At 41.1% G+C, this 19,915-nt stretch carries 16 protein-coding genes and 2 tRNA genes; 6 read left to right on the forward strand and 12 right to left on the reverse strand.

The genetic code is table 11. The features are described 5' to 3' along the window. Positions 1-100: 100 nt before the first annotated feature. The 3 genes from FKV42_RS04750 to FKV42_RS04755 all read right to left on the reverse strand — a co-directional run bounded on the left by FKV42_RS04750 (position 101) and on the right by FKV42_RS04755 (position 1,062). Positions 101-649, reverse strand: coding sequence for a hypothetical protein (locus tag FKV42_RS04750; RefSeq protein ID WP_196214051.1), 549 nt, complete (start codon positions 647-649; stop codon positions 101-103). Continuing rightward, a complete protein-coding gene (locus FKV42_RS13995; protein ID WP_196214052.1) occupies positions 603-899 on the reverse strand; it encodes a hypothetical protein in 297 nt (98 codons plus the stop codon). The genes FKV42_RS04750 and FKV42_RS13995 overlap by 47 nt, the downstream gene beginning before the upstream one ends. 91 nt (positions 900-990) lie before the next feature. Beyond that, a tRNA-Arg gene (locus FKV42_RS04755) sits at positions 991-1,062 on the reverse strand. A 133-nt stretch (positions 1,063-1,195) separates the two neighbouring features. Between FKV42_RS04755 and FKV42_RS04760 the strand changes: the two genes are divergently transcribed. Both FKV42_RS04760 and FKV42_RS04765 read left to right on the forward strand, forming a co-directional pair. Beyond that, positions 1,196-2,380 (forward strand): redox-regulated ATPase YchF, encoded by a 1,185-nt coding sequence (locus tag FKV42_RS04760; RefSeq protein WP_154809097.1) that lies wholly within the window; start codon positions 1,196-1,198, stop codon positions 2,378-2,380. An 89-nt stretch (positions 2,381-2,469) separates the two neighbouring features. Continuing rightward, complete coding sequence (locus tag FKV42_RS04765; RefSeq protein ID WP_154809098.1) at positions 2,470-3,129, forward strand: undecaprenyl diphosphate synthase family protein; 660 nt, start codon at positions 2,470-2,472, stop codon at positions 3,127-3,129. A 21-nt stretch (positions 3,130-3,150) separates the two neighbouring features. On the opposite strand, the gene rimI is transcribed toward FKV42_RS04765, so the two are convergent. Further along, positions 3,151-3,585, reverse strand: coding sequence for a ribosomal protein S18-alanine N-acetyltransferase (gene rimI, locus FKV42_RS04770; protein WP_230375498.1), 435 nt, complete (start codon positions 3,583-3,585; stop codon positions 3,151-3,153). 82 nt (positions 3,586-3,667) lie between these two features. Between rimI and FKV42_RS04775 the strand changes: the two genes are divergently transcribed. From FKV42_RS04775 to FKV42_RS04785, 3 genes are all read left to right on the forward strand, one after another. Beyond that, entirely contained in the window at positions 3,668-4,171 is a 504-nt protein-coding gene (locus FKV42_RS04775) for a DUF5817 domain-containing protein (RefSeq protein ID WP_154809100.1), read from the forward strand. 164 nt (positions 4,172-4,335) lie between these two features. Then, entirely contained in the window at positions 4,336-5,616 is a 1,281-nt protein-coding gene (locus FKV42_RS04780) for an ATP-binding protein (protein WP_154809101.1), read from the forward strand. Next, positions 5,613-6,362, forward strand: coding sequence for an MBL fold metallo-hydrolase (locus FKV42_RS04785; RefSeq protein ID WP_154809102.1), 750 nt, complete (start codon positions 5,613-5,615; stop codon positions 6,360-6,362). Before FKV42_RS04780 ends, FKV42_RS04785 begins: the two co-directional genes overlap by 4 nt. Positions 6,363-6,404: 42 nt before the next feature. Here the strand turns inward: FKV42_RS04785 and FKV42_RS04790 are convergent, their stop codons facing one another. The 3 genes from FKV42_RS04790 to FKV42_RS04800 all read right to left on the reverse strand — a co-directional run bounded on the left by FKV42_RS04790 (position 6,405) and on the right by FKV42_RS04800 (position 9,152). Continuing rightward, the gene (locus FKV42_RS04790) at positions 6,405-7,316 is read right to left on the reverse strand and encodes a DUF5803 family protein (protein ID WP_154809103.1); all 912 of its coding nucleotides are present in this window, start codon (positions 7,314-7,316) and stop codon (positions 6,405-6,407) included. A gap of 154 nt (positions 7,317-7,470) precedes the next feature. Continuing rightward, a complete protein-coding gene (locus FKV42_RS04795) occupies positions 7,471-8,262 on the reverse strand; it encodes an ABC transporter permease (RefSeq protein ID WP_154809104.1) in 792 nt (263 codons plus the stop codon). Beyond that, positions 8,259-9,152, reverse strand: coding sequence for an ABC transporter ATP-binding protein (locus FKV42_RS04800; RefSeq protein WP_230375500.1), 894 nt, complete (start codon positions 9,150-9,152; stop codon positions 8,259-8,261). The genes FKV42_RS04795 and FKV42_RS04800 overlap by 4 nt, the downstream gene beginning before the upstream one ends. Positions 9,153-9,309: 157 nt before the next feature. On the opposite strand from FKV42_RS04800, the gene FKV42_RS04805 reads away from it, so the two are divergent. Then, entirely contained in the window at positions 9,310-9,717 is a 408-nt protein-coding gene (locus FKV42_RS04805) for a fasciclin domain-containing protein (protein WP_154809106.1), read from the forward strand. Between the two features lie 90 nt (positions 9,718-9,807). On the opposite strand, the gene FKV42_RS04810 is transcribed toward FKV42_RS04805, so the two are convergent. The 5 genes from FKV42_RS04810 to FKV42_RS04830 all read right to left on the reverse strand — a co-directional run bounded on the left by FKV42_RS04810 (position 9,808) and on the right by FKV42_RS04830 (position 19,535). After that, the gene (locus tag FKV42_RS04810; RefSeq protein WP_154809107.1) at positions 9,808-15,132 is read right to left on the reverse strand and encodes a PGF-pre-PGF domain-containing protein; all 5,325 of its coding nucleotides are present in this window, start codon (positions 15,130-15,132) and stop codon (positions 9,808-9,810) included. Positions 15,133-15,657: 525 nt separating this feature from the next. Beyond that, positions 15,658-15,735: transfer RNA gene (locus FKV42_RS04815), tRNA-Pro, on the reverse strand. 77 nt (positions 15,736-15,812) lie between these two features. Further along, a complete protein-coding gene (gene ribB, locus FKV42_RS04820; RefSeq protein ID WP_154809108.1) occupies positions 15,813-16,547 on the reverse strand; it encodes a 3,4-dihydroxy-2-butanone-4-phosphate synthase in 735 nt (244 codons plus the stop codon). Positions 16,548-16,592: 45 nt separating this feature from the next. Further along, positions 16,593-17,264, reverse strand: a complete 672-nt coding sequence (locus tag FKV42_RS04825; RefSeq protein WP_154809109.1) for a winged helix-turn-helix domain-containing protein/riboflavin kinase — start codon at positions 17,262-17,264, stop codon at positions 16,593-16,595. Between the two features lie 228 nt (positions 17,265-17,492). Further along, positions 17,493-19,535, reverse strand: a complete 2,043-nt coding sequence (locus FKV42_RS04830; RefSeq protein WP_196214053.1) for a methyl-accepting chemotaxis protein — start codon at positions 19,533-19,535, stop codon at positions 17,493-17,495. Positions 19,536-19,915: the final 380 nt, after the last annotated feature.

Below are 19,915 nucleotides of genomic sequence, written 5' to 3' on the forward strand. Positions count from 1 at the left end.
ATAAACCTCTAGATAGTAATTACTAATTTAGTACAAATTAGTAATTAATAGTAATTAAATCTAATTACTAATTTTAACAAAATTAGTAATTAATAGTTTTTTAAGAAAATGCCATAAAAGTTATTTTCTTTGTTTTGTCAATCAATTCTCTTACTTCGTGTTTTTTAGGTTCTTCTCTAGGATGCGCACATTTGTTTCTCAAACTCGCTAAATGGTCTATCGCCTTAAACATCGATAAATCAAAATCAGGTAATTTGTCAGATATACGGATTTTTTGGGCTATTGGAACCATAGTATCTTTTGATTCTAGCTCAATACCATTTATCTCACATAATGTTTTCAAGTACCTTTCAAGAACAATTCCAGCAATTATTCCAGCTGGTCTAATGAATTCATTTTCGTATAGCATTTCTGCTTCATCAAGTTCTGAATTTAAAACATCGGCAGAAACTACTTTCTTGTAATTGTTTTTAGTTAAATTGAGTGTAGGGATTATTGTATGCAAAATATTAACTTGAATGTCGAAATTTTCGATGAATTCATACTTCAAGTATTTTTCTTCATCATAAACATTGGAAGTAGTTAAGGAAATTACATTTAAATCAATTATTTTTTTTAATACGATTGTAGTGGTTACAAAACAGTTCATAGTTCTTGGTATTTTGATTATCTGCATACATGTGGACTATTTGTCTACAGCTTTCATACCAAATCTCATATTTTCTTAGTAGCTTACGCTGGAGAGGTTTATTTATTAGCTTGGCTTCACATTTTATTTGCAAAGGAGCATTTACATTAAATCCTTTTACTTCTCTTGCAGTTTCCACCAACAAATCATCATATAGTTTTTCAATTTCTTCAGCTTCATTGATGTAGAAATCAATATCCAAATTTTGCATATATTAGAGATGTTAAAAATTGTATATAAGTAAACCGAATATTCATTGGAAGTAAAAGTAAAACTCAACATTCTCAACAATAAGAAAAAAGCGTCCCGACCGAGGATCGAACTCGGGTCTAAGGCTCCGCAGGCCTCAAGGATATCCACTACCCTACCGGGACATTGGGGGGTTCATGCACTAATGTCTTTCTGCCATATAAAGATTATTGGTTGTAAGAGAATAAGATACTGCTCCTTAAAAGAGATATGGGTGCAATCAATAAAAGTTAAATGCTGCAAGAATGATTACTAAGCATGTCAATGACAATAGGACTTGCAGGGAAGCCAAATGCAGGCAAATCCACTTTTTTCAAGGCTGCAACACTTGCAGATGTTGAAATTGCTAATTACCCATTCACAACTATCCATGCTAACAAAGGGGTCACCTACGTAAAAGCAGAATGTCCTTGTGTCAGCCGTGACAAACGCTGTGGCAACTGCAGCGATGGCATACGTTACGTACCAATCGAACTCATAGACGTTGCCGGACTAGTTCCTGACGCACACCAGGGACGTGGACTTGGTAACGCCTTCCTTGATGATCTCCGTCAGGCACAGGCTATCATTCACGTAATTGATGCCTCCGGTGCAACAGATATTGAAGGCAACCCGGGGGATATCGGAGACCATGACCCGCTTGGAGACATAGATTTTCTCAACCACGAACTCACAATGTGGATTCACAGCATTATCATGAGAAACTGGACAAAACTGTCACGCAAGATTCAGGCAGAGGGGCTTAACATCGAACACATACTCGCAGACCAGCTCATGGGAGCAGGAGTAAACGAGCAGCACATCAGTGAAGCACTAAGCCAGTGCAAACTGGACAGGAATCACCTCACCAAGTGGTCCGAAGAAGACATAATTCACTTCTGTGACGTCATCCGTGCACTTAGCAAACCAATGATAATCGCCGCAAACAAAATGGATGTAGCACCACCTGAGAATATCACAAATCTTCAGGCACTTGATCAAATAGTCGTGCCCACAAGTGCAGCCGCAGAACTTGCACTGCGTTCCGCATCCAAAGGACAGGCCATCAAATACGAACCTGGAGACAAAGACTTCACCATACTCTCCGAAGAACTCAGCCCTGCGCAGAAAAAAGGACTTGAGAACGTACGTACTCTCATACAAAAAACCGAAGGTACAGGCGTACAGAAGTGCATTAACAGCGCCGTATTCGACCTTCTTGACCTTATCATCGTTTATCCTGTAGAGGATGAAGGCAAGTGGAAGGACAAGAACGGACGCATGCTGCCAGATGCATTCCTCATGAAGAAAGGATCAAATGCTCATGACCTTGCATACAGGGTTCACTCTGACATCGGAGACAGATTCCTCTACGCAGTGGACGCAAAAACAAAGATGCGCTTAGGTGAAAAGCACGAACTCAACGACGGCGATGTTGTCAAGATAGTCTCCACTGCAAAATAAAACCCAGATCAAAGCCCGGTCAAAAACTAAATCCGTGTTTTAAAACACATTTAAAATAATATTAAGACTAATATAGACATCAGACTCACATGAGCTTTGTAACATCTCTCTACGAAAAACACCTGATGCAGCAGATCAGTAAATATCCCATACCAGAACACGTTTCTCTGGTTATTTCCGAGACTGATCTGCTCTATGCAGACGGTTTCAGGAAGCTCAGGGATTATGTCACATGGTGCAAACAGACAGGCATCAAAATGACAAGTATCTACATTGATGTCCTTGACACCGAAGAGACACTCAAATCCCAGATGATAGAGAAACTTATAACAAAGCTCAATGAATTTTTCACAAAAACTTCCCATAACACCGGATACCAGATATTCGGAGAAAATGGGGAGCTACGTTCTGAAAGAAAATGGAAGGATTTTCAGATCTATGTATCAGTCGGTTTTGGCGGACGAAGAGAAGTTACAAACGCTGTTAAAGATATACTCCAAAACGTGAAGGAAGGAAAGATTAAACCTTCCGAGATCTGCGAAAAGGATATTGAATCCCGCCTTACGATCAAACAGGAACCAGACCTTTTCATCCGTTCAGGTGGAAAACATCTTTCAGATTTCCTTATCTGGCAATCTATTTATTCTGAATATTATTTTACCGATGTGGACTGGCGCAGTATAAGGAAACTCGACATAATCAGGATCATTAGGGATTTCCAGAAGCGTCAGAGACGTTTTGGAAAATAAACAAAGAAAAAACAAGTCATATCAGATATCCCTGCCCATTATGATGGCGTTGTCATCGATATAGTAACCATCCATCCTGCCCTCAACCTTAAAACCGTTCTCAGAGTAAAACAATTGTGCATCAACATTTTTCTCCCTGACCTCAAGAGTCATTCTGTCAAAACCATATAGCTTTGCAAGGTCAATGCACCAGTCAAGCAACCTTGTAGCGATTCCCTGACGGCGGCAGTCCTTATGAACAGCTATACTCTGCAGATGTGACCTGGTTCTGTCCTCCGAGATGCCGACTATTGCATAACCAAGTATTCCGTCATTTTCATAGACTACAAATCCCGGATTATTAAGATAGGCCTTGAAAAGAAAATCAGGCCAGGGAACCTCAAAAGAACAATCCTCTATTTCTACAATAGCCGGAATATCCGGTAACTCTGCTCTTCTAATGACAACATCTTTCACTATATGCACACCTGAACGCATGGATTATGCTTCACTTTCTATGAGCACTATTATTTATAGAATACATACTAAAAAGTTGCCGATGACCTACGGAGTAATCATCTGTACCAAATGCAGGGACCATGCACAGATAATTGAAGTTGGCAACAGCAAGACAACACGCTGCCAGAGATGCAATGCCAGCCTGAACGTCAGGAAGCTGCGTGTCTTTTTTTCATCAGATGATCTTGAAGAAGCGATATCGGTAAGAACTCAGATACAGGCCCAACTATCAGGAACCGGGACTCAGGGAAAATCGCTGGATGCTTTCGCAGAAGATTTTCAGAAGCATCAGACATTCGGGAATGAAATTGATGAAAAAACTGCCTGTTTCATCGATAACAGAAAGCCACAAAAAAAGAAGAAGGCAGATGAGCTGATAATCAGCATACTGGTGGAAAATAATAACCGGATGAACCTGAATGAACTGAAAGAGAAAGCTCTGAAAATGGATGTTGGAGAAGAGCAGTTCGATGATATTATCAAAAAACTGCTGATGGCAGGAGAACTGTACTCACCATCAAAGGATCTTATCAGAATAGTATGATGTTTTTTAATTCAAAGCTAATTCGATAATTTGGGTTATATGTAACACAAATATATTCATGGGGATAATACAAAAAATATATCTAAAAAGATGTATAATATAGAATGTCTCAACGATTACCAAAAACTTAAATTCCTTTAAAAATGACTTCATAAGGTATTATTATGTCCGATACAACCCTTGATATTGTGGAACTGCTTCTGACAGCGCAAATATACAACAAATATCCACAGATGGATGCCAGTGACCTGCCCAAGGAGATACGCAAGTTTTACTGGAGCAGAGACCATAAAACAGTTCCAAAACCCATCAGGGTCACAGTCAAAGATATCGAAAAGATGTTCGGTGAACAGAGCATTGATAGCAAATTGAAATCACTTCCTTTTGTCAACATTGATGACAAGGAATTCTCTGCCAGGATCACAGCACTTGACATCGGTGCTGAATGGTTCCAGAAAAAGGACGAGGAAAGGGAGAGAATTTCACACAACCCTGCAATTGCCTTTTATTATGAGGAAAAAAAGACAGAAGGAGCAGATTACGACACCGCCAAATCAAAGGTCAGGCCAAAGGAAGTTGACAGGGAATGGATCGAATCCCTGATAGCTGAGATCGAGAAGGAGGAAGGCGGACCTGATATGCTCAAACTGGCACAGATCAGTGCGCCGGAAGACATCCAGCAGACAATGAAGGATTTTGTCCTCACACATGAACAGGAAGAGGAAACTAAAAAAATCGTGAAGGCCATTCAGTATCGTGATTACCTGAAACATATCGGACTTTATGATGTTGGAAAGATTCTCATGGTTGGTCCACCCGGTACCGGAAAGACATCACTTGCCAAGGCAATGTCTGAACATCTATCAATTCCTTTCGTTGAAGTCAGGCTTTCAATGATTACCGACCAGTACCTTGGAGAAACAGCAAAGAACATCGACAGGGTATTCACCCTGGCTAAAAAATTAAGTCCATGCATCCTTTTTATCGATGAATTCGACTTTGTCGCAAAAACACGTTCATCCGATGAGCATGCCGCTCTAAAAAGAGCTGTAAACACACTTCTCAAAGCAATCGACAACATCAGTCTTACAACCGACGGGGTACTTCTCCTTGCAGCAACCAACCACCCGAAAATGCTTGACTCTGCGGCATGGAGACGTTTCGATGAGATCATGAAGTTCCCACTGCCTGATGTTGACATGCGTAAGAAGATCCTTGACATTGTCACAAAGGAGATCAAAGGTGACTTTGACACCGCAGAGATTGCAGCACTCACACACGGATACAGTGGTTCCGACCTTAGAATGGTTATCCGCGAAGGAGTTCTTAGCGCACTTGTAACAGAGAGAATGGAACTCACACAAAAGGATATGCTCAATGCAGTAGCATCATTTGATGAGAGAGCTATCATCAAGACAAACGAATACGAAGAATACAATTCATGAAGATCACACTTCTGGGTACCGGTGACGCTACCGGGACCCCTGTTATAGGTTGTAATTGTCCCACATGCCAGGATGCACTGAAAGGTACTAAAAGCCAGAGAACCAGATTTGCAGTCCTTGTGGAATCTTCGCAGGGAACTGTCCTTATTGACAGCGGACCTGACCTCAGGTACCAGTTACTCAAAGCAGGAACAAGACACATAGACGGAGTAATCTGGACACATGGCCATTATGACCATTTTGCAGGTTTTGCGGAATTCCACAGAGTCCAGTATAATGTTGATGTTTACGGACTGCCTGAAACACTGGAATACATTTTAGACTATCTGCAATTCCTTCATCCTAAAAAGCATGAGAGAGAAATGTACGAGCCTTTCAATCTCATCGGGCTTGAATTCACACTTTTTGAGGTAGTACACCCTCCAGTGAAGAAATCCATCGGAGTCATGATTCGGGAAGGCGACACGAAAGTTGTCATAACAGGCGACACCCAGAGAGGTATTCCACAGAAAAGTATTGATTTAATCATGGAACCAGATCTCCTTATTGCAGATGCCATTGTGCCTCCCACAGTCGAGGTCAAAAAACATATGAATACCGACGAAGCCTTTGACCTTGCAAACGAGATTGGAGCAAAAGAAGTCATATTCACTCACCTAAGCCACTTTTTTGCACCACATGAGGAAGCCATCAAGGAGTATCCGCTTGGGTATGATGGGCTGGTTTTTGAATTCCCGGTAAAATAGATATTAGAAAATAAGCTGAACGAAGATAACATTCACGTATCTTCATTTCTTACTTTTCTTTTTTGGATTTGACAACTGGCTTTCAAATTCATTGCGTATTTTTTCCAGCTTTTTCCTTTGATTTCTGAATCTCAATAATACTGAGAGAGCAACGATCCCCAGCACTCCGGCAGCTATTGTCAGATCCCTTGGAGCATTTTCTGTATAGAATTTCACGCTGATGAGCTTTGGAATTGGCTCAATAGATGAGTCATCCTCTGATGAATAATCCCCCAGCAAACTCAGGAAACTGGTTGTAGTTACTTCGTTTGTCCAGACCAGATTCTCTCTTCCATCTGAATCATAATAAATCTCATTCGGTGTAGGTTTCACTTTTCCGATAAGGGAATTACCAGTCGTATAGCCTTCGGGAAGAACATATCGGACAACTGATGGTGGCGTTGTGATATAGACAAAATCCTGACCAAGAGCTGTGGTCATTGTATAAGCTACAAATCCTGTAACCGGCTCTTCAAATGTTATGTATAAGTACTTCTGCCCTCTGATCACATCATCTGATATTGTATAATTAATATCTGAAGGCGAGCTCATGGAAGCAAAATACTCAAAGTTTTCCGGCGTTGCATTGGTATTATTAGAGATATCACCAAGTACCACTACATTGCTTACAGTTTCGCTGTTCTGGTTACTGAGGTCTTCCAGTAAAATTACCTGTATGACAGATTCATTCTCAAGAATAGAAACGACCTTCGCAGAACCGTCCTTTGAAAGATAGAAAGTATTAGTTGGAATGAAAGTACCATTATCATAACTATTGTTGAGGAAAAGTTCAAACTCGTAAGCAGATAAATTCTGAGTAGTATCCCCATCTATGGCCACAAGGTCATCTACACAACCTGATGTAAAAAGTATGGTACCTAAAATGAACAATGCCAGGACAAAATTTTTTTTCATTGCTACACCAATTGATGATTTATTTTATGAAACTATCGCTACATATATTGAAGCTTTATATCATATATGCTGTTGCATAGCAGGCTTTTCATCGATTAAATTCAATTAGAGATTTTAACCTATAATTTTGCATTTTTACATAGTAGAAGTATGTTCATACTATCAATCTTCTTTTCATGAGGTTTATTGAAAGAACCAGCAGAGCCACGCCAACAAACAAAACCCATGCAACATCAAAGATAAGAGATGAACTCAGCACCCCGAATGAAAGAGTCCTTATAACATTCACAATATGGGTCAGCGGAAGGAAGGCCGTTGCAAAATACTGGAGTGGAACAGGAAGTGCACTGAGTGGGAAAAATGTTCCACTGAAAAGGAACATCGGTGTGATAAATAACAGTACCGGATAATTGATAGACATAATATTTGGTGTAATGGCTGTAAAACACATCCCTATGGCTGCAAAGAGTAATCCTCCAAAAAAAGCGAAGGGTATAATCAGAAGAGAGTACTTCAGGTCAATCAGACCAAACAGTGCTATCACAGGTATCATAACTGTAGCATTTATCATGCTTCTGGTAGCTCCCCACAGCAGCTCCCCTGCAATCACATCCTCTATGGTAAGCGGGGTTGCAATGATGGCATCGAATGTTTTCTGATAGTACATCCTGACGTAAGAACTGTAACTGCACTCGAAAAAGGATGCATACATTACTGAAACTGCAATCAGTGCAGGGGCTATAAACCGGGCATAAGGAACTCCGTCGATACTCTCTACGAACTTCCCAAGTCCGAAACCAAGAGCCAGTAGGTACAATATAGGTTCAAGGAACGGAGGCAGGAAGTTCAGTTTAATGTCCTTCATGAAAACATCCTTGTTCCTCTGCCAGACCTTAAACGACCTTGAACTTACAGAGGGAATCCTGAAATAATCTACCGGGTTCATTCTCTCAGACTCCTGCCGGTGAGTTTGAGGAATACATCCTCAAGTGTTGCCGGCCTTGCACTTATCTTTGAAAGAGAGCATTCCATGAGAAGGATTTCAGATATTTCCCTGGCATTATCCGTATAGATGTGGACAATATCACCTATGACCTCGTATTTTGCTTCTTTCTGCCGGAGGCATTCCAGTAGTTCAGGATTGTTCTCTGCTTCTATGATATCTGAACCTATGAACTCCTCGATTACTCCCATTGGACTGCCTTCAACCAGGATTTTGCCATTGTCCATTACCACAAGCCTGTCACAGAGCTTTTCAACTTCGTCAAGATAATGGGAAGTGAGAACGATGGTAACTCCCTGCTTTTTTAGATTCCTGAGCTTTTCCCAAATCAGATGACGTGCCTGTGGGTCTAGTCCGACAGTCGGTTCATCAAGGATAAGGACATCTGGCCGATTTATCAATGCTCTTGCAAGTACAAGTCTGCGTTTCATTCCACCTGACAGGCTTTCTGTCATTACATCACGTTTTTCCTGAAGGTGAACGAAATCCAGAAGTTCTTCAATTCTCTTTTCAGCCTCATCTTTAGGGATATCAAAATATCTGGAATACACAAGGAGATTTTCATAGACCGTGAAATCTCCATCCAGATTGTTTTCCTGAGGAACAACTCCCATGAGTGATTTTATCTCTCGCTGCTGTCTGGAAACGTCCATATCCAGCACTTCCAGAGAGCCTCCAGTTACTGGAGATACACACTGTATCATTCGCATTGTGGTTGTTTTACCTGCTCCGTTGGGTCCGAGAAATCCAAACATTTCGCCTTCTTCAATACTAAAACTAATGCCGTCAACTGCTACAAAGTCCTTGTAAGACTTTTTCAGGTCTGTGGCCACAATTATCGGAGCTATTTATACCACCTTTATGGAAGTTGGCAAGGGTAGGTATTAATAATTTCGACTGGAAATCAAGGGGTTTTGCAGGTTGTGTGCACGCAGTATTTATCATAAAAAGACATAATTGTAGAATAACAAGAGAATTTGGAGGATTACAATGGCTGAACTAAAGAATCTGATAGCAACAGCAAAGGAAAAGGGTTCTTTTCCAACCCTGATGATGGCAGCAGAGAAACTCAAGCTCGTGAGCAAATACAGCAACGAAGGCCCTTTCACAATCTTTGCACCGGTAGAATCTGCTTTTGAGTCAATACCTGATGACGTCATTGATGAATCTTTTGATGATCATGACTACCTTCTGGGAATTATCAACTACCACATCGTTGAAGGAAAATACACCACAAAAGACCTTGAAGGACTTACCGAACTGGAAACACTCAGTGGCAACAAACTGAAGATTACCGTAAAAGATGGAATTAAAGTCGACACTGCAACTATCATTGAAGCTGATATTGAATGCAGCAATGGGATTATTCATGCAATTGATGAGATTCTGATTCCGTAATTCAGAAGTTAATTATTGAAAAATACGAATCTGTAAAGATTGCAAGCACAAATATCAATTTAAAAAATAGAAAATGAAGGTTTAAAACCTTCATTCATTCCTGTTCTTCTGGCGCATTAATGCTGCTACCATTGAAATACCCATTATTCCAAGGAGGATTCCAAATCCGGGAATTCCTTTGTCTTCTTCGGTGTCAGGTATATCACCTGTAGTTTCACTTTCGGAAGCTCCTGAATCCGAATCAGAACCTGTTTTATCTCCTGAAGCAACATAGTTATCTTCAGAATCTGATCGGGTGCTTATTGCGAAGGTAGAGAAACCTGGAGTCTTAGCAGCATAGTAAACGTACTCACCGTCATTACTTGAAACAGAAGTTTCAAGCTGATCCCATGCATTTCCCGTATAATGTGAAAGTACAACATCATCTGTTGAGATTCCATTCTGCTCAAGCCATGATTTCTCTACCTTGAATGCAATGCTGGCTCCTGCAATGTTATCAGAGTCAACTTCACTTACTTTGATGTTAAGATAGCTATGAACATTGCCCGGTGCAGAGTTAGGGATATTATCCGGCTTGGATTCAAGTTTCTGAACTGAAACTGATATCTTATCAATATCAACTTCAGATTCAACTTCCACACCGATTACATCTGTCGTGGTCAGTTCTACTGAAACAACCTTTACAGGATCAGAAAGGACCTTTCCGGAAGACTCTTGAGTTACGATCTTTACTCCTTCGTAAGTGCTCTTTGATTCAAGGTAAGCCTCACGCACCGTTGATGAAAGACCATCAGAACTACTGCCTGAACTGGAAGCTGGAGCAGTTGGGCCAGTATATGAAAGACTGGTATTGGTTACTGTATTGCTTGCATTATCTGTTGCAACCACTGTTACAGTATTTGCACCATATCCTGCAGATATTGTTCCGTTCCACATGTTGCTGCCCTGATCTGTAAGTGCAGTTCCTGCAGCAGTGACGCCCTTAATACCACTACCACTGTCAGATACGTTCACAGTTACCTCAATGCTTTCACCATAAGAACTTGGGCTTTCTGTACCCAGTGTCAGGTTGTAGATTACCGGATCAGTATTGTCAATAATAACCTCAAAGGTCGCTGATGAACTGTCATTCACATTGCCTGCCTCATCGGTTGCTGTGACATTAAGCAGGTATGTTCCTTCAGCTCCGGCAATCTCAAGATTGCTGTACTTCCAGTAATTAGTTGGTGAAACCTGACTCAGCGTCACATTGTCATGTGCACTTATATTGCTGACATTATCAATGGACATTACACCTGAAACACCTGAAAAAGCATCATAAACTGTTGCATTGAGTGTAATGGTTGATCCATTGTTCACTGCTGTGTAACCGGTTGCATATTCAGTATGAGCATCAAGCACAAGTGATTCAGTATTGTCTACCTTGATACTGAGGTTCACTGAATCGTTCACATTACTTGCATTGTCATAGGTCACTACAGTAAGATTGAAAGTACCATCTGTAGGCGCAGAGATTATGAGCGAATTATTGAACCAGTCGTTTCCGCCTGCATTCTCAAGGATTGCCAGTGATGATGCATTTACATCTGAAACATCAACTGTAGCATTCTTCACACCAACTCCCGTATCAACAATAGTAGCATTCAGCTCAAGAGCGTCGCCATCCTTAAACCACTGGGAACCTGTAGGAGAAACAGGAGTTACAGTAGGACCAACATTGTCAATGATAACGGATATGGAGCCACTGGTGTTCCAGTTGGTTGCATTATCTGCTGCCATCACTGGTAAATTAACTGTTCCTGAACTTGAATTATTCACAATGACTGAAAGTGTGTAATCATCCTCACCTGCAACGGTGAAGGATTCCCAATCAAGTGAACTGTTAAGACCGGAAGCATTGACCATTACTGTAGATGCATTCACACCTGAAAGGCTGCCATCGATAACAGTAAGGTTCAGTACAACTGTTCCACCATCGCTTACAGCATTCGTGCCTGACTGATAGACAGCTTCAGCATTGGTGAAGATCGGGGCAGTGTTGTCCACATTCACTGTCAGGTTTACGCTGTCATTCACATTACTGATGTTATCATAGGCACTTACCGTAAGGTTGATAGAACCCTCGTTTGATGTGGAAACTGTTAGTGAACTGTTGGTCCAGTAGCTACCAGCAGAGTTGGCAAGTATTGCTGTGCTTGCAACTGACACATCAGATGTGTCAACTACCACTGTATCCATTCCAGCAGAACCAACATCCGTGCTTGAGACATTGATATCGATGCTTGAACCATTCTTAAGCCACTCGGAACCATCCGGCAAGATACCTGATACCAATGGTGCAGAATTATCCAGAACAACTGAGATGGTCTGACTGGAATTAACATTTGTTGCATTATCTGCAACACTTACCGGCAGAATGACAGTTCCGGTACTTGAATTATTGACGTTCACAGACAGTGTGAAGTTGTTACCGCCTGCCGAACTTAGTGTTTCCCAGCCAAGTGAACTGTTAAGACCGGAGACATTGATCATTAAGGCCGAAGCGTTGATACCTGAGAGATCTCCATCTGTTGCAGTGAGGTTCAATACCACCTCACCACTGCTGTTCACAGCATCATGTTCTGAAGGATAAACTGCTACTACATTACTTACTATCGGAGCAGTGTTATCAATCTTCACTGTCAGGTTTACGGAATCATTAACATTGCTCACATTATCGTATGCGGTTATAGTTAGGTTGAAAATACCGTCATTGGATGCGGAAACAATCATTGAGTTGTTGGTCCAGTTGTTCCCTTCCGTGTTTGCAAGAATAGCTATTGATGAATCATTTACCTGTGAGATATCAACGGTTGCGTTCTTAATACCGGCTTCGCCGCTGTCATAGATGATTGCAGCGAGGTTTAGCAGTGAACCGTTGTTCAACCACTCGGTACCAAGTGGAGATATCGGGATCACTAACGGTTCCATACCATCGGCAGAATAGGACGTCCAGTGGGAAACACTGAATGTCAGGGTATCTGTGGTATCGTTCCATACAAGTCCTGTTACTGTATCTCCGCTTGTAGCTCCACTCTGAACTATAGGAACACCATCCATGAGTATACCGGGGTCGCATGAGAACTGTGATAGGCTGTACATGCTCAGATCAGCGGATACATTCAGTGCTATAAGTGCATCTGCTGCACTGTCAAGTGACATATTGGCTGCAGCAATCTGCATGTTGGTACTAAGATTCTGAAGAGCTGAAACCGTAGTCATATCACAGAGATTCACTGGTGCTGTGAAGTTGATTGATCCGTTTACGTTTTCAAACACAAGGTTACTGACATTGGTGAAATCACTGATCTCTGTGGTCCAGTTGGTGGTCGAACCTCCAAGCGAAGGGTCGAACATCTCAGGAGTTACGTTGACAAGGGCAATGAACGGATCAGGTCCTGTGGATGAGTCTGTGATATTCATGTTACCTGCTCCATCCATGGCATAAATTATCACATTTCTTACATAACCTGCACTGACGTTACCATTTGCAGAGTTGCCAATTGGATGTGCAATAGTATACGTGTTCCCTGAAGCAGTTGCAAACACTTCTGAGATATTTCCATCGACTTCACTAAAATTACCCCAGACCGTGAGGGCTGTTTCGGTCAGATTCACATCTATTACAATAGCAGATGGATTTGCAGTTGTGTTGTCGTAGTAATAGTACATACTTGTAGGGTATTCGGTACCATTTGCAATTACCGGATTAACAGAACTGAACTCAGGCATTGTATTATCAAGGATTACCTGAATCGTTGTCTGATTCATATTTGTTGCATTGTCAGATGCCTTTACAGGTACATTGACAGTACCAGTAGTAGAATTATTGATAATTACTGATTTGGTGAAAACATCACCGTCTGCATAATTGAACTGAACCCAGTCAGTAAAACTATCATTCAAGCCCGAGAGATCGAGCATCACAGAAGAGAAATTCAGACCTGAATATTCAGAGTCGTTCGCAGTTACATTAAGAATGATAGTGTCACCAGCCTTTGCAGCCGTCTGTGATGTTGGATAGACCGGATCCTGTGTTTCAAGCACCGGTGCAGTATTATCAATGTTCAGTGTAATATTCACACTGTTGTTGACATTACCTGCGTCATCGGATACACCTATCTGCAAATCTATAGGTCCTTCCGAAGATGAAGCTGCTGTAAGTGAATCGTTGAACCAGTAATCAGTTTCACCAACTTTGGTAAGGATTGCTGTTGTGCTTGCATTAACATCTGAAACATTGACTGTAACACTGCTTACGTTACTTGCATTGGAGCCTCCTAAATCAATTGCACTGACATTAAGTGTGAGGGTTGAACCATTGTTCATCCAAACATCGGATGTTGGGGAGATTGCAGTAACTACAGGCTCAGTATTATCGACCCATACTGTGAATTCGACAGTTCCGTTGATATTGCCCATATTGTCAGTTGCGGTGATTGGCACATTGGTTGACCCTTCAGCACTTACCCCTACGATTACACTGTTATTAATCCAGTAACCATCAATTAGCGTAAGATCAATTGGCCCTCCATATGAGTTATTTATGGCAGGTCCGCCGAATGTTACTGTGGACACACCTGAACCGTTTACATCGACAACGCTTGCATTCAATGTAATTGCCATACCGTTGCTCACCCATGTTTGTGTTTCTCCAAATGTATTTGGAGTGACTGTTGGTTCTGTATTGTCGACCCACACAGTAAAATTGGCACTGTTATTCACATGGGATACATTATCATAAGAAGTAATAGGCAGGTCATATCGGCCGTCAATGGCACTAATGACAAATGAACTGTTTGTCCAGTAATCAGGAAGTATATTTTCAAGGTTGATTAAGCTTGCACTTTCATTTACCTGGGATATATTAACTGTGGCATTATACACGCCTGAAACTGCATCACTGATACTTGCATTAAGTGAAAGGATTGAACCATTCTTAACCCATGTCTCTTCTGATTGTGTGAAATTTATGGGAATTACAGAAGGTTCACCATCTATTGTTAAATAAATTGGTACGCTTGTGGTTGTTGCGCTAGTGTTAAGATTGAATGTAGAAGTGATATTTTGTAGGTACTGGTCATCAAATACTACTGCAGAATCAGAGATGTTAATGGAAAATTCTGTGTTATTATGAACAATAATATTTGTACCGTTAGAGATTGTAAGTACGTTTTGATTGAAAGTAATGTTGCCTAAAGACACATTATCAAAACCATTCAGTGTATAGTTATCTGTACTAATGATATCTATACCAATGCCGTCTGGACATGTTATGTTCAATGACGTAATATCCGCATCTTCAGTTGCTGTGAAATTCAAATACGTGGGAATCATATATTCAGTTGTATTATCACCATAAACCGTTTGTACCACAGCTCCGGTTATGGTTCCACCTGCCGAAATAACTGAAAATAGAAGGAGTAGTAGAACTAATCCCAATAGTAAGAAAAATCGATTATGCTTAGCCTGTTCCTTTATCAAAAATATCCTCTCCGTAAATGTAAAAACTTATTTTATACTTAGTGTAAAATGACAAACAGTATACACTATTTTGAATGAAGTAGAAAGCTAGCGATTATAAGAACTAGAACAATCCACGCTAATATTTCAAGAATTGTATATATCCAGTATATTATATGTATTTTATTAATTGTTGCGCAGATATTTCAGAAATGAAAAACTACAATACAATATGAAAAGAGAATCAGGGTTTGGTTCGATCATCTAAAACAGATGATCCTTGTTGATTTCGAAACCGAGTATAACACTACGTGTAATACCACATGAATTAACGTAGAAATTGGTGGGATCGCGGAGATTTGCAACCCAGATGACGCTTCTGGAGCGCGAGACGAGGTATAACACTACGTGTAATACCACATGAATTAACGTAGAAATTGGTGGGATCGCGGAGATTTGAACTCCAGTCGCTAGACCCCCAGCCTAACAGGATGGACCAGGCTACCCTACGATCCCGCAGGATTGTAATTAGATATACATTACAGTATTTTAGTGTTTCCGAGGGCAGAAACTCTAAATTAATTAAAAAATAGTTATTGGGACTTCAGCCAGATATCGTAAGCCTCAATGACTTCCTCGCCCTCAACAAAGACAAGGTCATTGTCTTTACCATACTGCTTTGCATCTCCTTTTTCAAGAGCTCTGCCGGTTTCATCGTCCAGCATCTCACAAACAACCATTGCAGGAGTTATGCCTGCTATCTTTGCAAGAACAATGGAAAGTTCTGTCTGACCCATGCGTTCATGGACAAGTCCTTTTGCAGCACGCAGGGTTGCAACATGACCGGGGGTTCTGAATTCTGTTCCGAAATGAACATCTTCACCGTTGAGTGTCTTCTCGACGATCTCACCAAGTTTGTTGATTGTAAGAGCCCTGTCATTGTCAGGAATTCCGGTGCGTGTATCCCTGTGGTTAACCCATATTGAGAAAGATGAACGTGAATCGTACTTGAGATCTCCGCCCTTTTCCACGATCTTGTTGAGTGCTGTGCTACACTGATTAGCTTCCCTTATTATGTCTGCCATAAATGGAAGACCAAGTTTCTCTGATGCTTCAGAATCAAGAGCAACACAAATGAGTCCGCCTGCATCCTTACGCATCCACCTGACATCTTCAGGTGTAACTGCATTTGCAGCAATGGTGAAGTCAGTCTCAGCTTCACGGCCTTCAAGATCGAAAAGCAGGATCATTTCACCTCTCTGGAGAGCCTTGATTGCTTTCTGTATATTCTTACTGTAATTTTCAATAGAATCCGCATTTGAAACCATAATTATCATTTCTCCCTTGCACTTAGTCTTCCTGACTTCCAATCATCACTTGCATTTTTGCGGGTTTTTCACCACTACCTTTACTTCATCGCCATCATGTATCCTTAGCACTTCACGCAGCTTTACAGGTGCGATTATCTCCAGAAGGTCTGCCGGATAGTGTGTCCTGTCCGGTATTATGACGGCACTTTTGATACCCTCTATCTCGATTGGATAGCATTTCACACCACCGAAACTGCGCTCTCCATCATTGAAACCGTTTATAATGATAGGTTGTATCAGGTCCATGTTGTCTCGTATCTGGGCACTTTCACCATTTAGACGCACGTTAAGTGTTCCGGGGAATGGCTTGAAATCGAGTTTGTCCCTGAACTGGGACATGTAACCATCTTTTGCAATGTAGTACTGTCCTTCCCCAAGCCCCGTTATGACCTCTCCATAGAGTTCAAGGTCAACATGGTCCTTACAGAATATCTGCTGGTAGTCAGCATACTCCTTTTTGAGAAGCCCGACACCAACTTCAGTGAGTTGGACCATCTGCCCTCCTGCAACAAGCTGTCTTGAGATGAAACCGTCATCTTCAAGCTGTTTTAGCACTCTTGCGGCAGTCTTGGAACTGGTTGATACGTGGTGCATGAACTCAGTGGAGGATATCTTCACAGGTTTTTCGATCGCACCGATCAGTGCCAGTTTCTTTAGGGACGTTGTTGTGTACATTGACTAATCACATCAATCTCATATTTGAGCAGAATCTCATGTATGAGATGAGACGAGATAAAGGTTTTGATGACTGGTTATTCTGGAGATTCTGAAGAAACGTTCAGGTAATTCAGAATGATACACATCAAGCCTGTCTGGAAAAGAAGATATTTAAATGCAAATTTTGTCCAATGGAGTGAGACAAAAGCTAAAAATAAAAAACAGGAGAAGATAAACAGGTCAAACCTATTTATCTTCAGCCTCATTTCCAAGATTTAAGTTAAATTGCATAGTTACTGCCCTGAGACTCTCCGCCATAGAACTAAGTTCTAGTGATGAACTTTCAAGTTCCTTCATTGAAGACATCTGATTCTTTATAGATTCGGATGTCTCCTGCGTGTAAATAGCCGACTGCTTTGAAATTGCCGAAACTTCTTCCATAGAAGCTGTTATCTCTTCAATGGATGCCGACTGCTCTTCTGCAGACGCAGCAATATCATCCGCCATTCTTGCAACTTTACCTCCACCTTCTACTATTTTCTTGACAGCATCCATAGTTTCGTTCAGCGCCTGTACACCTGAACCCACAGAACTTACACTGCCTCCTACGGATTCAACAGCTTCGCGAGTACCTTCCTGTATCTCCCTGATAAGACCGGATATCTGGTGGGCAGCATTCCCTGAGTCTTCTGCCAGTTTTCTAACTTCATCGGCCACTACGGCAAAACCTCTCCCGTGATCACCGGCTCTTGCTGCTTCTATTGCAGCATTGAGTGCAAGAAGATTGGTCTGGTCTGCAATGCCTGTAATCATATCTACGATTTCACTTATCTGAGAGGATTTATTGTCCAGTTCCCGGATAACTTCAGCAGAAGCAGCTGAAGAAACCTGAATCTCATCCATCTGCCTAATCAGATTTTCTGATCGGCCTCCTACTTCCTGAATGAGATTACTTGCTACAGTTGCGGTTTCTGCAGCCATTTGTGCATTTCGGGCAATGTCCTGCACATTTGCAGACATATCATTCATCGCCCTGGAAATCTCATCACTCTTATGGGATTGGGAAGTCGCACCCTGTGATATCTCAAATATAGAATTAGAAACACTATTTGCACCACTTGCAACACTGGCAGTGGAACTTGACATTTGTTCGGTGGTTAGTGCCAGCATTGATGCATTTTCCTGAACCTTAACCACCATATTAGCAAGATTCTGACCGATATTTACGGCCATGGTACGTATGGCATCTGATAATAGTCCTATTTCATCTTTTGACCGGTGGGTCACTTCCACATTAAAGTCATTATCTGCCATCTTTTCAGCCGCTTTAAGGACTTCGCCCAGTGGCCGGACAATCTTTCTTGTAAGCAGGAAAGTGATTATTGCAATAAAAATAATAGCAACTGAAAAGAAGAAGATCATCTCAGCTTTTAGTTCTTCAACTCCTGCAAACATTTCTTCACGGGGAACTGACAGGACGAATGCGAAGTTCCCGGTTTCTATCGGCTCATAGAACATTACAACATCTTTACCTGTTGCAGGGTCGATCGTTTCTATGTAACCGCCTTTACCATCACTTATGTCTGTGCTCATTAAGGAAATATCCTCATTTCCAAAATCACTAAGCATTTTCACCCCGATCCATTCTTTTTCGTAGGGATGGGACAGCAGAACCCCTGCATTACTTACCACAAATGCATAGCCCGTGTCAAAAATACTGATACTGCTTATTTCTTCGTCGATGTTGGCAAGTATAACGTCAACACCTGCAATACCTGCAAACGTATCGTCTTTTATGATAGGGGAGACATAACTTATCATGATAGAACCATCCTCAAGATAAGGTTCTATTACTGAATCAGCAAGGGTCTCTTTGGGTATCAGATAGTAATCCTCAGCAACGTCCTGTTCATATTCATAAACCTCATCGTCCAGATATATGTCACCATCTTCACGATACCAGAATGGACTGAATCTTCCGGTACTGTCATGTCCGGATTCTCCTATGTGTACAGTATCCATTCCATCAAAGCCATCTGGTTCGTAGGCCAGATATACACCATTGACATCCGGGTATTCATACATTATTCCTTCCAGCATCATCAGAACCTGAGAAGTATCGCCTGCTTCATATCCGGTCATAAAAGATGCCATTGTCCTTGAAACAGACATATGGGCCTGCATGTCGGAGTCAAACTGATTGGCATAATTAGATGCCATTTGAGTTGATTCCTCAAAGATAATTTTCTGTTCCTGCTCAAGAATTGAATTTGAAACTACCAAGATCATGGCACTAGCTATCAGTATGATAGCTAAACTGATCATTGCCGTAGCTTTGAACGTTAAAGAGTGAGTATACTTAATAATAATCAGCCACCTATAAACTTATACCAATTTGTCTAATAATATATTATTTCCTGTATATTACTATTGCTTATATTTATAAGGAACTGATATAACGGTTGCTTAAAAGAACTTGCAAGACAAGCGCATAACTATAATGACATCGAACTAATACATGTAAATGACAAAATCGTATTCCCATATTCCACATTAGTTGTGTGGTCTACAAAAATAAATAAAAATGTTATATTTTGCCTGGCAAAATTGTGCTCTGTACAAAATGGATGGACGCTCAGACATGATTGAATTTGCGTGCAGATCTTTAT

The sequence above is a fragment of the Methanolobus vulcani genome (genome assembly GCF_006546655.1).
GTDB lineage: Archaea > Halobacteriota > Methanosarcinia > Methanosarcinales > Methanosarcinaceae > Methanolobus > Methanolobus vulcani_A.